This window comes from Chamaesiphon sp. OTE_75_metabat_556 (assembly GCF_031378165.1).
Lineage (GTDB): Bacteria > Cyanobacteriota > Cyanobacteriia > Cyanobacteriales > Chamaesiphonaceae > Chamaesiphon.
Genome location: NZ_JANNDR010000462.1, coordinates 1 through 11,814, shown reverse-complemented (window position 1 = coordinate 11,814; position 11,814 = coordinate 1). Strand labels below are relative to the sequence as shown.

Annotated in this window: 16 protein-coding genes and 2 pseudogenes; 6 read left to right on the top strand and 12 right to left on the bottom strand. The window is 47.5% G+C overall.

Going from position 1 to position 11,814, the window contains the following annotated elements:
- Both secA and RMO27_RS18785 read left to right on the top strand, forming a co-directional pair.
- A pseudogene (gene secA / locus RMO27_RS23965) lies at positions 1 to 383 on the top strand (preprotein translocase subunit SecA); the annotation flags it as partial.
- The gene (locus tag RMO27_RS18785; RefSeq protein WP_396133756.1) at positions 384 to 2,234 is read left to right on the top strand and encodes a RelA/SpoT family protein; all 1,851 of its coding nucleotides are present in this window, start codon (positions 384 to 386) and stop codon (positions 2,232 to 2,234) included.
- A gap of 319 nt (positions 2,235 to 2,553) precedes the next feature.
- Here the strand turns inward: RMO27_RS18785 and RMO27_RS18780 are convergent, their stop codons facing one another.
- The 3 genes from RMO27_RS18780 to RMO27_RS18770 all read right to left on the bottom strand — a co-directional run bounded on the left by RMO27_RS18780 (position 2,554) and on the right by RMO27_RS18770 (position 3,911).
- A complete protein-coding gene (locus tag RMO27_RS18780; RefSeq protein ID WP_309735357.1) occupies positions 2,554 to 2,841 on the bottom strand; it encodes a hypothetical protein in 288 nt (95 codons plus the stop codon).
- Between the two features lie 97 nt (positions 2,842 to 2,938).
- Positions 2,939 to 3,664, bottom strand: coding sequence for a response regulator transcription factor (locus RMO27_RS18775; RefSeq protein ID WP_309735354.1), 726 nt, complete (start codon positions 3,662 to 3,664; stop codon positions 2,939 to 2,941).
- 73 nt (positions 3,665 to 3,737) lie between these two features.
- Positions 3,738 to 3,911, bottom strand: a complete 174-nt coding sequence (locus tag RMO27_RS18770; protein ID WP_309735352.1) for a hypothetical protein — start codon at positions 3,909 to 3,911, stop codon at positions 3,738 to 3,740.
- 112 nt (positions 3,912 to 4,023) lie between these two features.
- Here RMO27_RS18770 and RMO27_RS18765 point away from each other — a divergent pair, with 112 nt between their 5' ends.
- Positions 4,024 to 4,272: a DUF6761 family protein gene (locus RMO27_RS18765; RefSeq protein WP_309735350.1), complete on the top strand. Its 249-nt coding sequence runs from the start codon at positions 4,024 to 4,026 to the stop codon at positions 4,270 to 4,272.
- 92 nt (positions 4,273 to 4,364) lie between these two features.
- On the opposite strand, the gene grxD is transcribed toward RMO27_RS18765, so the two are convergent.
- The 4 genes from grxD to RMO27_RS18745 form a co-directional block, all read right to left on the bottom strand.
- Complete coding sequence (grxD, locus tag RMO27_RS18760; protein ID WP_309735349.1) at positions 4,365 to 4,688, bottom strand: Grx4 family monothiol glutaredoxin; 324 nt, start codon at positions 4,686 to 4,688, stop codon at positions 4,365 to 4,367.
- An 88-nt stretch (positions 4,689 to 4,776) separates the two neighbouring features.
- Entirely contained in the window at positions 4,777 to 5,034 is a 258-nt protein-coding gene (locus tag RMO27_RS18755) for a BolA family transcriptional regulator (protein WP_309735347.1), read from the bottom strand.
- Positions 5,035 to 5,100: 66 nt separating this feature from the next.
- Positions 5,101 to 5,553: an NAD(P)H-quinone oxidoreductase subunit N gene (locus RMO27_RS18750; protein WP_309735345.1), complete on the bottom strand. Its 453-nt coding sequence runs from the start codon at positions 5,551 to 5,553 to the stop codon at positions 5,101 to 5,103.
- Positions 5,554 to 5,725: 172 nt separating this feature from the next.
- On the bottom strand, positions 5,726 to 6,481 hold the full coding sequence (locus RMO27_RS18745) for a hypothetical protein (protein WP_309735343.1): 756 nt from the start codon (positions 6,479 to 6,481) through the stop codon (positions 5,726 to 5,728).
- 278 nt (positions 6,482 to 6,759) lie between these two features.
- Here RMO27_RS18745 and RMO27_RS18740 point away from each other — a divergent pair, with 278 nt between their 5' ends.
- Positions 6,760 to 7,338 carry a 5-formyltetrahydrofolate cyclo-ligase gene (locus tag RMO27_RS18740; protein ID WP_309735341.1) on the top strand — a complete coding sequence of 193 codons (579 nt, stop codon included), beginning with the start codon at positions 6,760 to 6,762 and terminating at the stop codon, positions 7,336 to 7,338.
- Here RMO27_RS18740 and arsH read toward each other — a convergent pair.
- Genes arsH through RMO27_RS18715 form a run of 5 tightly spaced genes read right to left on the bottom strand, consistent with a single transcriptional unit; the run spans position 7,328 to position 10,876 of the window.
- Positions 7,328 to 7,945: an arsenical resistance protein ArsH gene (gene arsH, locus RMO27_RS18735; RefSeq protein ID WP_309735339.1), complete on the bottom strand. Its 618-nt coding sequence runs from the start codon at positions 7,943 to 7,945 to the stop codon at positions 7,328 to 7,330. The genes RMO27_RS18740 and arsH overlap by 11 nt on opposite strands.
- Before the next feature lie 14 nt (positions 7,946 to 7,959).
- On the bottom strand, positions 7,960 to 9,318 hold the full coding sequence (locus RMO27_RS18730; RefSeq protein WP_309735336.1) for an FAD-dependent oxidoreductase: 1,359 nt from the start codon (positions 9,316 to 9,318) through the stop codon (positions 7,960 to 7,962).
- A complete protein-coding gene (locus RMO27_RS18725; RefSeq protein ID WP_309735334.1) occupies positions 9,315 to 9,779 on the bottom strand; it encodes a fused DSP-PTPase phosphatase/NAD kinase-like protein in 465 nt (154 codons plus the stop codon). The genes RMO27_RS18730 and RMO27_RS18725 overlap by 4 nt, the downstream gene beginning before the upstream one ends.
- 12 nt (positions 9,780 to 9,791) lie before the next feature.
- Positions 9,792 to 10,187, bottom strand: a complete 396-nt coding sequence (gene arsC / locus RMO27_RS18720) for an arsenate reductase, glutathione/glutaredoxin type (protein ID WP_309735332.1) — start codon at positions 10,185 to 10,187, stop codon at positions 9,792 to 9,794.
- Positions 10,188 to 10,204: 17 nt separating this feature from the next.
- Positions 10,205 to 10,876 carry an MIP/aquaporin family protein gene (locus RMO27_RS18715; protein WP_309735329.1) on the bottom strand — a complete coding sequence of 224 codons (672 nt, stop codon included), beginning with the start codon at positions 10,874 to 10,876 and terminating at the stop codon, positions 10,205 to 10,207.
- Positions 10,877 to 10,954: 78 nt separating this feature from the next.
- Between RMO27_RS18715 and RMO27_RS18710 the strand changes: the two genes are divergently transcribed.
- Positions 10,955 to 11,284: a metalloregulator ArsR/SmtB family transcription factor gene (locus tag RMO27_RS18710; RefSeq protein WP_309735327.1), complete on the top strand. Its 330-nt coding sequence runs from the start codon at positions 10,955 to 10,957 to the stop codon at positions 11,282 to 11,284.
- Positions 11,285 to 11,387: 103 nt separating this feature from the next.
- Positions 11,388 to 11,606: pseudogene (locus RMO27_RS23960) on the top strand (DUF433 domain-containing protein).
- The last annotated feature ends 208 nt before the right edge of the window (positions 11,607 to 11,814 follow it).

Sequence of the window (11,814 nt, the reverse complement as noted above, 5' to 3'; positions counted from 1 at the left end):
CGATTATTGGTACTGAAAGACACGAATCGAGACGAGTGGATAGACAGCTGAGAGGGCGATCCGGACGACAAGGTGATCCGGGATCTTCCCAATTCTTTGTTTCTTTTGAAGATCAACTAATGCGATTGTTCAACTCCGATCGAATGATTTCCATCATGGATAAATTAGGACACAAGGAAGGCGAAGTGATGCAACATTCAATGGTTACCAAATCTATTGAAAACGCCCAGAAGAAAGTGGAAGAAAATAACTTTGGGATGCGAAAAAGACTTCTCGAGTATGATGATGTGATGAACATCCAAAGAGAAGCTATATACAAAAAAAGAGATCATGCTTTGTCGGGAGAGAGATTAACGGTGGATTTGGATTATATGTTTCTATAGATGGCACAAGATATTCGGGTGATCGTGGTCAAGTTAGCCGACCGGCTACACAATATGCGTACCCTCGATCATTTACGCACCGAACGACAGCAAGCTATTTCCCAAGAAACTCGTGATATTTTTGCACCATTGGCCGACAGGTTGGGATTAGGTCGGATCAAATGGGAACTTGAAGATCTCTCATTCAAATATATCGAAGCTGAAGATTATCGCCGCATTCAAGATCTCGTCGCGGAGAAGCGCACCGCCAGAGAGTCAAGGATTGCCAATGTCACGGAGATGATCCGCCACAGACTCGATCGAGCCAATATCAAATATGTCGATATCAGTGGTAGACCGAAACATCTCTACAGTATCTACCAAAAGATGCGGTATCAAAAGAAGGAATTTAGCGAGATTTACGATCTGACGGCAATTAGAATTATTGTCGAATCAAATCATGAGTGTTATCTCGCTCTAGCCGAAATTCATGATGCTTTTAAGCCGATTCCAGGCAGATTTAAAGATTATATTGGCTTACCAAAAAACAACCGCTATCAATCCTTACATACTACCGTAGTCGGCTTTACTGGCACCCCATTAGAAGTCCAGATTCGGACGTTAGAAATGCATAATGTCGCTGAATATGGGATTGCCGCTCATTGGCGATACAAAGAAGCTGCTAAGTCCGATAAGTCCGATAAGTCGGCAGCAGAACCATCTGAAACTACGGGCAAATCCACAACGCCTAGACGGACGGAAGTAGATGAGAAATTTGCCTGGTTGCGCCAACTCTTGGAATGGCAAAATGATGTCAAAGACGCGATCGAATTTGACGATCATCTCAAAGATCATTTACTCGAACGCGATGTCTATGTCTTCACCCCCAAAGGCGAAGTCGTCTCCTTGCGTCAAGGCTCGACACCCGTAGATTTTGCCTACCGGATTCATACCGAAGTCGGCAATCACTGTGCGGGCGCGAAAGTCAACGATCGAATCGTGCCGCTATCGCGAACGCTCAGCAATGGCGATATTGTCGAGATCGTGACGACAAAAAATAGCCGCCCCAGTCTCGACTGGCTGAATTTTGTCGTCAGTCCGGGCGCGCGCAACCGGATTACCCAATGGTATAAGCGATCGCATCGCGATGAAAATGTCGCCAGAGGGCGAGAATTATTGGAGCGGGAGCTGGGCAAAAATGGCCTCGAAGCCCTACTCAAGTCCGAACCGATGCTCTCAGTCGCTCAACGCTGTAATTACGTCACTGTCGAAGATTTACTCGCTGGCTTGGGTTATGGGGAGATCACCCAGAAGATGGTCGTCAATCGCCTGCGGGAGATGATCAAAGATCGGGAAGCTCCTACTGTCGAGTTACCGCCCACCACCGCACCCAAACAAAATTCACCTTCAAATAGCGACTTCCCCATTTTGGGGATTGAGGGGTTATTGCATCACCTGGCGGGTTGTTGTAGTCCGATTCCGGGCGAACCAATCATTGGCATCGTCACCCGCAATAGTGGCATTTCGATTCACCGCCAAGGGTGCGTCAATGTCGAACAGATGGATGGCAATCGCTTACTCCCAGTCAGTTGGAATACCCAACTTACCAAAGAGAAGGCGCGGACTTACCCAGTCAGCGTCCAATTGGAAGTACTCGATCGGGTGGGAGTGCTCAAGGATATCTTGTCCCGATTGACCGATAATAAAATTAACGTCCGATCAGCCAACGTCATCACCCATTATGCCAAGCCAGCCATCATCGATCTATCGATCGAAGTCAGCGACAAAGCCCAGCTCGAACGCTGTCTGAACCAAATCAAGCAAATGAGCGACGTGCTGAATATTCGACGGTTGACCCAAGCTGAAAACTAATCTATTTACTCTCCCTGGCGGAGATCGCAACGTGTCGCCAGTAGGAAAATTTACTTTATTTAACGAGGCAATCCTAAATGATTTTTGATGAATCTATGCAAAACGCGATCGCGGGCGGACTGGCTATTCTAATTGGGATCGGCGCGATGTTGATGATGTTTAGTAATGTGTGGACTACTAAAAAATAGTGAGCGTCAAGGTTTTGCTGCGGTCGCAAGATCCACAGACTAACAAAATTGTAGAAATTTGTAGCTTGGCGGTACTGCAACGCAAAGCTCGCGGCTGTGAGATCGTCTGATGGCAAGCTTGCCTCGGTCGTCTAGCGATTGTGTTCGCGATCGCTAATTGCCAAGTTGTGCGAGTGGTTGCGATTGCTGCGATCCGGATCTGGTGTCAGGACGGAAGCTGATTCTGGACGTGGCGAAATCGTCCCGATCGCTTCGAGATCGCGGAGAATGTAATTTAATTGATTGGCGATCGAGCCGATCGAAATTTGGGATTCATTATTCGGCTGACGACTAGCCTGCAAAAAGTGCAACCGCATCTGCCAAGTGGAATGGTTGGGATGTTTGTGAAGATACTCTAAAACAGCTTGACGACTAATCATGTTTACTACTTAAACTGTGCAATTATCACCATTGTCTCGCGATCGTCAATGATTGTGTAGCTATCTTAACATTTTCGTCGGTATTCTAATAATTAGTCTAATAATTGAGGCGATAGCCAACTTTCCGGACTGTCTCGATTGGATCTGGATGTCCGAGTTTTTTGCGAAGAGTGAGGACGTGAGTATCGACCGTCCGAGGATTGTCGATATCGATATCCCATGCGCGTTTGAGCAGTTCACTCCGATGGACGGGTCGGCCATTTGCTTGGGCTAAGACATACAGGAGACTGAACTCTTGCGGACTCAGATCGATTCTCAGATCTGGCGGTTGGGCTGAAGCCCCTAACCGATCTGATCGATCGCCACCAGTGAGATTTCGAGATAGATTGCGGACATAAACACATCGGCGCACCAGATCGATGCGTAAATGCCCATAAGTGAGGTCGGTCGGGATGGTCACTGCCAAGCGACTGCGGCGGAGCAGAGCACCCACTCGTGCCAAAAATTCGGGCATCCCAAATGGTTTTTTGAGGTAGTCATCCACCCCCACCTGGAGCGCACTGACTAAATCGCGCTCTTGAATGCGCGCCGATAGCATCAAGATCAGCGAGTTGCCCTGGGGAAATAACCACTCACAAAATTCAATGCCCGCACCGTCTGGTAAATCGGAATCGACAATCGCCAAGGTGGGCAATTCCTGTTGGCACCGTTGGTAAGCTTGAGCTAATGTTGAGGATTGTTGCACCTGATAGCCCGCTTGCTGAAGATGCCAAGCTAGAAGCGACCGTAAGTTTTGATTGCCTTCAATCACATGAATCTGCACGCTGTTCTCGATCCAATTGGTTGACTTTTACTCGATAGCAACTACAACATCCTTGCTACAACTATTTTTACTCCTAGCATAGAGTCAGTAACACCATTAAACCCGATCGCCTCACTAAAACTACCGCGATCGCGGCAATATTTTCAACAGTATTTGCCAGGATGGGAACGAACCAGCGAGATCTCTCGACATCAATGATATACCGAGGGATGACAAGCTGCGAAGTCATGGCTGCGATCCCCGTCATCAGTCAGCGGGTATTTTCCGCACTGCAATTGTTAACAATCTAGACTAAAGTAGATATATGCCCAGTCGAGCAATTTTGATATATCCTATTTAATATGTAGAGGGATTTGGCCATGCTGCAAACTATAGAAACGATCGGGCACTACCAAAAAATTACTGATGCCTTAGTCGAAATGTGGCATCGCGGCTACCGCTACGATGACTTGCGTTTATATCTGGATGGATATTTGGCCGCATTGAGGAGCACTAATGCGCTAGAGGCTTATCACATCAACCGGATTGAAGAAGAAGCGATGCGTTATGTCTACGATCCTTCCAACTTTGAACGTGTCGAACCCCAGCGAGAACCGGATTATTACTAATAGTCTGCAACTATTGAATATTACAAAGGCAGCGATCGATTAATATCACTATTAATGATCGCTGCCTTTGCATTAGGTGACCATCAGACGATCTAGCTCGCTAAAGCAACTTCCACAAGTTGCTGGAGTTCGCCTTTTTGGTAGAGTTCGGTCATCACGTCCGAGCCACCTACGAATTCACCATTGATATAGACTTGGGGAATCGTCGGCCAATTAGAATATTCCTTGATCCCTTGGCGAATATCTTGGTCTGCTAGCACATCCAATGTTTCGTAAGGTACTGCGAGAATATTTAGAATCTGAACCACTTGGTTGGAAAATCCACACTGGGGCTGTAATCTATCCCCCTTCATGAACACCATAATTTTGTTGTCTGCGAGCAATTTATCGATCTTTGCAGTTACGGGAGTAGTCATAGTGGCAGTACACGAATAAGGGAATAAATTGAAAGATGGTAGCGAGTTGAAGTCCGCAATAAGATTGCCACCACGATGGTCGGCAATCTTATTGCTCGGCTTGCCAGGTTTCGGGAGTATAAGTCTTGAGAGCAAGGGCATGAATTGCGCCGCTCGCCATCGCTGCCTGCACGGTACCATAGACCAGTTGGTGTTGTTGGATCAAGGACTTGCCGGCAAACTGGGCAGAAACTACTACTGCTTGATAATGATCGCCGCCGCCAGTGAGATCGGAAATTTGGACGATCGCATCGGGAATACCCGCTTCGATGCTGGCTTTGACTTGACTGGGGGTAATCGCGCTCATGCTGAGTTAGCTGTTAGGGACGAGAGATAAGGTTGATGGATCGGGACGCCAACGGCGATCTCGACATTAGGAATTGAGGAGATCCGCAAGCTTCACCCACCGAAACTGGCGATCGCCGCCGAGTTCGATGATGACTTTGACTCGCGGTTCGATCGTCGGGAGTTCGTTTAAATAAGCTAATTCCTGATTGGATAAGACTTGTCCTTCAATTACCCATAATACTAACCCTTTGGACGTGGGTAATAGATGCGCTAGATGAGTATCCAGCATTGGTGGGATATAGTAAGTGCGAATATCCTTTTTGCCAACATGTGCCGGACGGACACCGTGGACACCAGTCAGGTAGGTACCGACATCACCCAATCCTCGTGCGGAGATGTGCATACTTTCATAGCCAGTCGCTCGGAGTCGGCGTTGATATCGACCCTCATAACCACCTTCTAGAGGGGCGTACACGCCTAAGGCTCCAGCCTGTTCTAGATCGCGGATAAATGGTTTACCAGTCGTAAGTAATGGCATCTCGACATCCTAGTTAACAGTGATTCGGGCAGTGGCAATCGGTTTGTTTGATAGTTACCAAAATCTCGATCGCTACAGAGCATATTGCAGATTCGTTGGCGTAGCCTTTCCCGTAAAGAATCGCTCGCACCTCCTCTAAATTATGCCACGAGTCGGGAGCATCAAACTAGGCTTACTTGAGGATATTAATCCCATCGTAAACTAGGGAAATCAGTTCACCCCGATCGTTAAAGTCGATCGCCGATGGTTTTGGCGTAATAATGGTGATATTTTCAAATGCCCAGCAGCAGCCGCAGGAACGGGCTAATTCGACTAAAAGTTGGACTTGGGGGATATCGATGCCAATTTGGTGAAAATAATCAAAATAGCTTAAATAAGCAATCCGATAATCTTGCATTGCTGTCGGTAGCAATGCGGGGTTGAATTGAGGATAGCTCTTTTGAATTTCGGCAATTGAAACCTGATTGAGAAAATCGCCGAGTAGATCGTACGCCATCATTTGCTGCTCGCCGACAATTTGGGCGCGGGGATTGGCATATGCCTTGACCACATCAATAAAATCTGGCTCGATTTGCCGATCAATTTCCCAATCGCAGCCATCACAGATTTGGTGAAGGATCTTTTTGCCGACATCGACTAAGTCTGGCCGATCGATCAAAATTTTCATCGCAGTGAGCGGATTTTCCGTCCACAAAATTCGCGATCGATCCAGCCCAGCATATAAATAACAAGCATTAATCGCGTTCTCTGCCCGCTCGCGATCGGTCGTCCGATCGCTCAAAATCTCCTGCCACTTAGAGCGGATTTGGGGGATAAAATCTACTTCTAACTTGACTAACTTCCGGCGTTCCATTAAAGCTTTTGTTAAGTATTGAGCTAAAGGTTCATTTTTCGCCGATCTACCTGGCATATCAATAGCTAATGGCATCTTAGATCTCGGTTGAAGTTTAGTAAATTTTTATATACTTAAATATTAGGTTAAATCTGGCAACCAGATCCCCCGATCTGGGAAATTAACCGCTGCGGTTGCCTCGATCGCCAATTGATGAAAACCCATAACGCCGACCGCTCTCCTCGCTACTGAGGTAGCTATTTAGTATTTAGCAGTAGTCAGGCTAGTATTTGGATTTTAGCTAGAAATTCAGTCGATCCGCATGGTCAATTTGGCGGATTATAGCTAGTAAATCTCACACTGAGGCGACAATCTTGAATTGCTCCAAACAGCTACTTCGGCGTCAATTTCTCCACCAAAGGCGATCGCTCGCGATCGATCTGTGGCAGAGCCAGAGCGAGCTGTTAGGCGATCGACTAATTGAGTGCCCTCAATTCATCGCCGCACAGACGATTCTCGCCTATCAAAGCTGTCGCCAAGAGCCAAGTCTCGATTATTTATTCACCCACACCGATAAACAGTGGGGTTTACCGCGCTGTGTCGAGGGAGAGCTAATGTGGCACCGCTGGCAGACCTCAGCAGGATTAGTTGCTGGTCGTTATGGTATTCGCGAACCCGATCCAAAAGCACCCTCACTAATACCAGGCGATATCGATCTGATGTTGGTTCCCGCTGTGGCGATCGATCGGGATGGTTATCGGCTGGGTTATGGCGGTGGCTACTACGATCGATTGCGGGCCGATCCACTCTGGCGCAAGATTCCGACGATCGGGATCGTTTTTGATTTTGCCTATGTCGATCGACTCCCGATCGAGCCGTGGGATTTGCCGCTCGATGCAGTTTGTACGGAATTAGGCGTTACCACAAGTAGGGGTAACGCTCCTACTTTTTAGCTGCTTGTTCTTTACGTTCGCTATGGCGATCGGTAAGATAGTCCACCTCATCGCGCAATAGTAGCGTGAATTTGTAGAGTTCTTCCATTACATCGATGACTCGATCGCGATAAGCCGAGTCTTGCATCGTGCCGTCTTCATCAAACTCTTGGTAAGCCTTGGCAACAGACGACTGATTGGGAATGGTAAACATCCGCATCCACCGCCCTAATAGCCGCATCGTATTAACTGCATTAAACGACTGCGAACCTCCGCTGACTTGCATCACGGCTAATGTTCGCCCTTGAGTCGGTCGGACTGAGCCAATACTCAGTGGAATCCAATCGATCTGATTTTTGAGAATCCCCGTAATTTGCCCGTGCATCTCTGGACTAGACCAGACTTGCCCTTCCGACCACAGGCTCAATTCTCGCAATTCTTGGACTTTGGGATGGGTATCGGGTACGCTGCCTTGGAGCGGCAACTCGCGGGGATCGAAAAATTTGACCTCCGCGCCAAATCCTTCAATAATCCGCGCGGCTTCTTCGGCGAGTAACCGACTGTAGGATCGATCGCGCAATGAGCCATACAAGAATAATATTCTAGGCGGATGATTAGATTGGGTCATAGATGTAGGGATACTCATTGCTTAGAAAATTGTTTTGTCCAGGCTTGCGCTGCTATTTGAACGGCATCCCAAGGGCTACCCAACGGCGGGGTATAGCTCAAGTCGAGATCGTTTAAGTCATTCACAGTCATATCATTAAACAACGCTGTAGCAAAGATATCGATGCGTTTAGCTACTTCCCCTTGATAGTGTCCAGCGATTTGCGCGCCCAGCAATCGACCGGAGGAGCGATCGCCCGTTACTCGAATTCGGAGTGAGTGTGCGCCTGGATAATAGGCTTTATGATGCCATACATCGGTTTCTACAGTCAGCGGTTGTAATCCGGCGGCAATCGCCTCATCGTCCCGCAATCCCGTTCGCGCTGCTGCAATTTCAAAGATTTTAACTACTTGGGTGCCTAATGAACCTTGAAACTTTCGTTTACTACCGATCGCATTTTCGCCAGCTACCCGCCCCTGTTTGTGAGCGGTTGTACCCAGTGGTAAATACATATTCTGTCCGAGCAGGCGATGATAGGTTTCAACACAATCACCCGCCGCATAAATATCGGAAACGTTAGTTTTCATCCGACGATTAACTTGAATGGCTCCGTTAATTCCTAATTTGATACCTGCGGTTTGGGCTAGTTGGGTAGCCGGATTGACTCCCACTGCAACGATAACCAGATCCGTTACTCGCTCGAATCCTTTGGCATCAGCAACTAATAAGCGTTCTCCTTGCGACTCGATTCGCTCGACATTAACGCTTGTTACGACTTCAACACCATGTTTTTCCAACTCATTGGCGACTAACTGACTCAGACTGGGATCGATCGTTTTTAAGATCGAGTCGGAGCGTTGAATCAATGTAACAGACAAGCCTCTAAGCGTGAGCGCATCCGCCATTTCTAGACCGATGTAGCCCGCTCCGATGATAACGGCATGTTTTGGAGACTTTTCAGTCAGATGTTTGTGGACGGCAAAACTATCTGCCATCCAGCGCAGCGGGTAAACTCCTGGTAAATCTAGTCCTTGAATCGGGGGTTTGATAGAGGTGCCACCTGTGCCAACGATTAACTTGTCATAAGTCAGGATTTTTGTCGATCCATCCGGCGTTTTGACAGTGACCGTCTTTTGGGCGGGATCGATCGATTCTGCCCAGTGATTCATCAATAAATTAATGCCCAGACTAGTAATGTCTTCAGCCTTCCGATGCGCTAGATTGTGCCAATCAGTGACTTCTCCACTCAGATAAAAGGGCAATCCACAGATGCTGTAGTTGGGAAAACTATCAGCAAGGACGATCGTTATCTCCACCGCCGCATCTAATTCCCGCATTCTCAATGCAGCACTAATGCCTGCATCGCTACCACCGATAATCAGCATCCAAGTCATGACACTTTGTCTCCAGCTAGCGATCGGAGCAAGATTTTTTGAGTTGTCTCCAACTCAGCCTCTGGATTGGCAGCAAGGATGGTCTGGACAGCAGCATTATAAGCAGAACCTATGGAAATTAGATAAGCAGCTAACATCGTCCCTGTGCGATGTCTACCTCCAGTACAATGAACGGCAACCCCCCGCCTCAGTGTATTTTGCTCGTCAACAAACGCTTGAAATTCCAGCACCTGTTCTCGACTTGGAGCCATGCCCCCTCTAACTGGTAGCCATAGATGGGGCATTGCCACCGCTTGGTACAGATCTAGATTCGCGCGATCTGATAGCACCGAACAAATTGCGCCAATGCCAGCAGCTTTTAGCATCTCTAGTTCTGACGCCTGTGGCTGCCGAACGCCTGCCAATTTGCCAGGAATCACCCACCACAGATTTTGCTCGATCGATTGAATTGGCGACTCCATCGATGTTGACCTCTAGTTATTTTGGGATTCAATCAACTTAGTCACGCGATCGCGCACCTCATCCCGCACCCTGGGAAAGATTTCGGGTTGTTCGGCGGGATCGTCGAGTTGCCAATCTTGAAATACTTCGCGCGTCACCCATTCTGGCGGTAAATTTACCCCACAACCACACAGGGAAATCACCACATCAAAATCTTCGGCCTTAAATTCACTCAAAGCTTTCGAGGTTTGACTGGTAATATCGATGCCCACGTCTTGCATCGTCGCGATCGCTTCTGGACGCACGGTGCTGGCTTCTAAACCCGAACTAGTAACTTCAATCTTGCCTACACCTAAATGCCTCGCAAAGCCTTCTGCCATCTGAGATCGAGCCGAATTCTTCTTACAAACAAACATCACTCGTTTCATGGTTAACTCCTAAAAATTTAATTTTTGAGGTCAGAAAAGTTGTTTGATAAATGGCGATATATCACCACCGCAATCTGTGCGCCCAAAATTGGTGCTACCCAGTACAGCCATTGATGCTGCCAATTACCGCCTACCAGGGCAGGTGCTAGCGATCGAACGGGATTCATACTCGCGCCTGTGATCGGCCCCATACAAGCCGCTTCTAGGGCAACTGTCAGCCCGATCGCGATGCCTGCAAACCCGATCGGCGCGCGCCGATCCAAGCCAGAGCCAAAAATCACCAACATCAGGATCGAAGTCAGCACTGTCTCTAAAATGAGCGATTGCAGCCAATTACCCTCACGCGGTAGCGTCGCCCCTAAATTGCCCACGGCACCCAACGAGAGCCGCAATAGTCCCGAAGCCGCGATCGCGCCCAGTGCCTGCGCCACAATGTAGGGTATGACTAAATTCCTGCGAAAAAAGCCACTAGTCCAAAACGCTAAGGTCACTGCTGGATTAAAGTGCGCGCCGCTGATATGTCCGAGGCTGTAGATTAATGCCGTCACTACCGCCCCAAAGACAATGCTGATGCCCAAATGGGTAACGGCACCATTGCTGAGTTTATCAACCATCACTGCACCCGTGCCCGCAAAAATCAGCACAAAGGTGCCAATAAATTCTGCTAACAGTTCGCGCGAATGCTTCATAGTTATATTGACTAATATCAATATAGATAATTGTCGATATCTTATCAGGACAGATCGAACTGTGTCAATATAGAATTTATGACACTTTCAAAGCCGGCTAATTATTGCTGTCCGCCATTGCTAGCGGGGAATCTTACTGCCACCGAAGCTGCGGGGGTAGCAGTCTTATTTCGAGTATTGGGCGAACCCGCGCGACTGCTGTTATTGAGTGCGATCGCCGCGCAACCTAGCGGGGAAGTTTGTGCCTGTGAGTTGGTAGAATCTTTAGGGTTATCGCAGCCGACTGTCAGCCATCATCTCAAGGTGATGTATGAAGCGGGACTGTTGACGAAGGAGCGGCGGGGAACGTGGATCTATTATCGAATCGATCGATCTCAGTTGACATTTCTTCGCAAGGTACTTGATTGAGGTCGGGATTGTCAATACGCTGGGTCAGCCTTTCGATCGACAGTAGAAATTCGATCTTAACTTTACTAAAATAGTAAAGACAACAGTTCAATGTTAACTAGTGATGCCGAAGAATACACCGATCATTATTGTATCTTCCGATGTTATGGGTGAAATTCCAGTCTTTGCAGACAATAGATTTCCCATTCAGAACCTGTTTGACTATCTCAAAGAGGGAGAATAGATCGATGATTTTCTAGATGGATTTCCCACTGTAACTAGAGAGCAGATCATTGGTTTACGGGAAGACGCAGGAAAACAACTTGTCAATATGGCAGCATAGTGGTGAAAATTATTTTGGATGAATGCATAGATTATCTTTGCTAGTGATACCTATTGATTCCTTCTAGTTAATAACACAAACTTTTACCGTTTAAAGTTTCAAACACATACTTTTCTTTCTGCATCTTTACACAAACAAGTACTTCTAAATCATTATAACTATCATCAGGAGACGTGCGAAATATGTTTGGCTCAAGCTTAAGTTTATT

What these genes read in the sequence shown, in the direction of transcription:
- arsC (WP_309735332.1), bottom strand. Translation starts at nt 10,187, where the DNA reads ATGAAACGAGTGATGTTTGTTTGTAAGAAGAATTCGGCTCGATCTCAG.
- RMO27_RS18710 (WP_309735327.1), top strand. Translation starts at nt 10,955, where the DNA reads ATGACACTTTCAAAGCCGGCTAATTATTGCTGTCCGCCATTGCTAGCG.
- RMO27_RS18715 (WP_309735329.1), bottom strand. Translation starts at nt 10,876, where the DNA reads ATGAAGCATTCGCGCGAACTGTTAGCAGAATTTATTGGCACCTTTGTG.
- RMO27_RS18745 (WP_309735343.1), bottom strand. Translation starts at nt 6,481, where the DNA reads ATGCCATTAGCTATTGATATGCCAGGTAGATCGGCGAAAAATGAACCT.
- RMO27_RS18765 (WP_309735350.1), top strand. Translation starts at nt 4,024, where the DNA reads ATGCTGCAAACTATAGAAACGATCGGGCACTACCAAAAAATTACTGAT.
- RMO27_RS18750 (WP_309735345.1), bottom strand. Translation starts at nt 5,553, where the DNA reads ATGCCATTACTTACGACTGGTAAACCATTTATCCGCGATCTAGAACAG.
- grxD (WP_309735349.1), bottom strand. Translation starts at nt 4,688, where the DNA reads ATGACTACTCCCGTAACTGCAAAGATCGATAAATTGCTCGCAGACAAC.
- RMO27_RS18755 (WP_309735347.1), bottom strand. Translation starts at nt 5,034, where the DNA reads ATGAGCGCGATTACCCCCAGTCAAGTCAAAGCCAGCATCGAAGCGGGT.
- arsH (WP_309735339.1), bottom strand. Translation starts at nt 7,945, where the DNA reads ATGACCCAATCTAATCATCCGCCTAGAATATTATTCTTGTATGGCTCA.
- RMO27_RS18730 (WP_309735336.1), bottom strand. Translation starts at nt 9,318, where the DNA reads ATGACTTGGATGCTGATTATCGGTGGTAGCGATGCAGGCATTAGTGCT.
- RMO27_RS18785 (WP_396133756.1), top strand. Translation starts at nt 384, where the DNA reads ATGGCACAAGATATTCGGGTGATCGTGGTCAAGTTAGCCGACCGGCTA.
- RMO27_RS18780 (WP_309735357.1), bottom strand. Translation starts at nt 2,841, where the DNA reads ATGATTAGTCGTCAAGCTGTTTTAGAGTATCTTCACAAACATCCCAAC.
- RMO27_RS18725 (WP_309735334.1), bottom strand. Translation starts at nt 9,779, where the DNA reads ATGGAGTCGCCAATTCAATCGATCGAGCAAAATCTGTGGTGGGTGATT.
- RMO27_RS18770 (WP_309735352.1), bottom strand. Translation starts at nt 3,911, where the DNA reads ATGACGGGGATCGCAGCCATGACTTCGCAGCTTGTCATCCCTCGGTAT.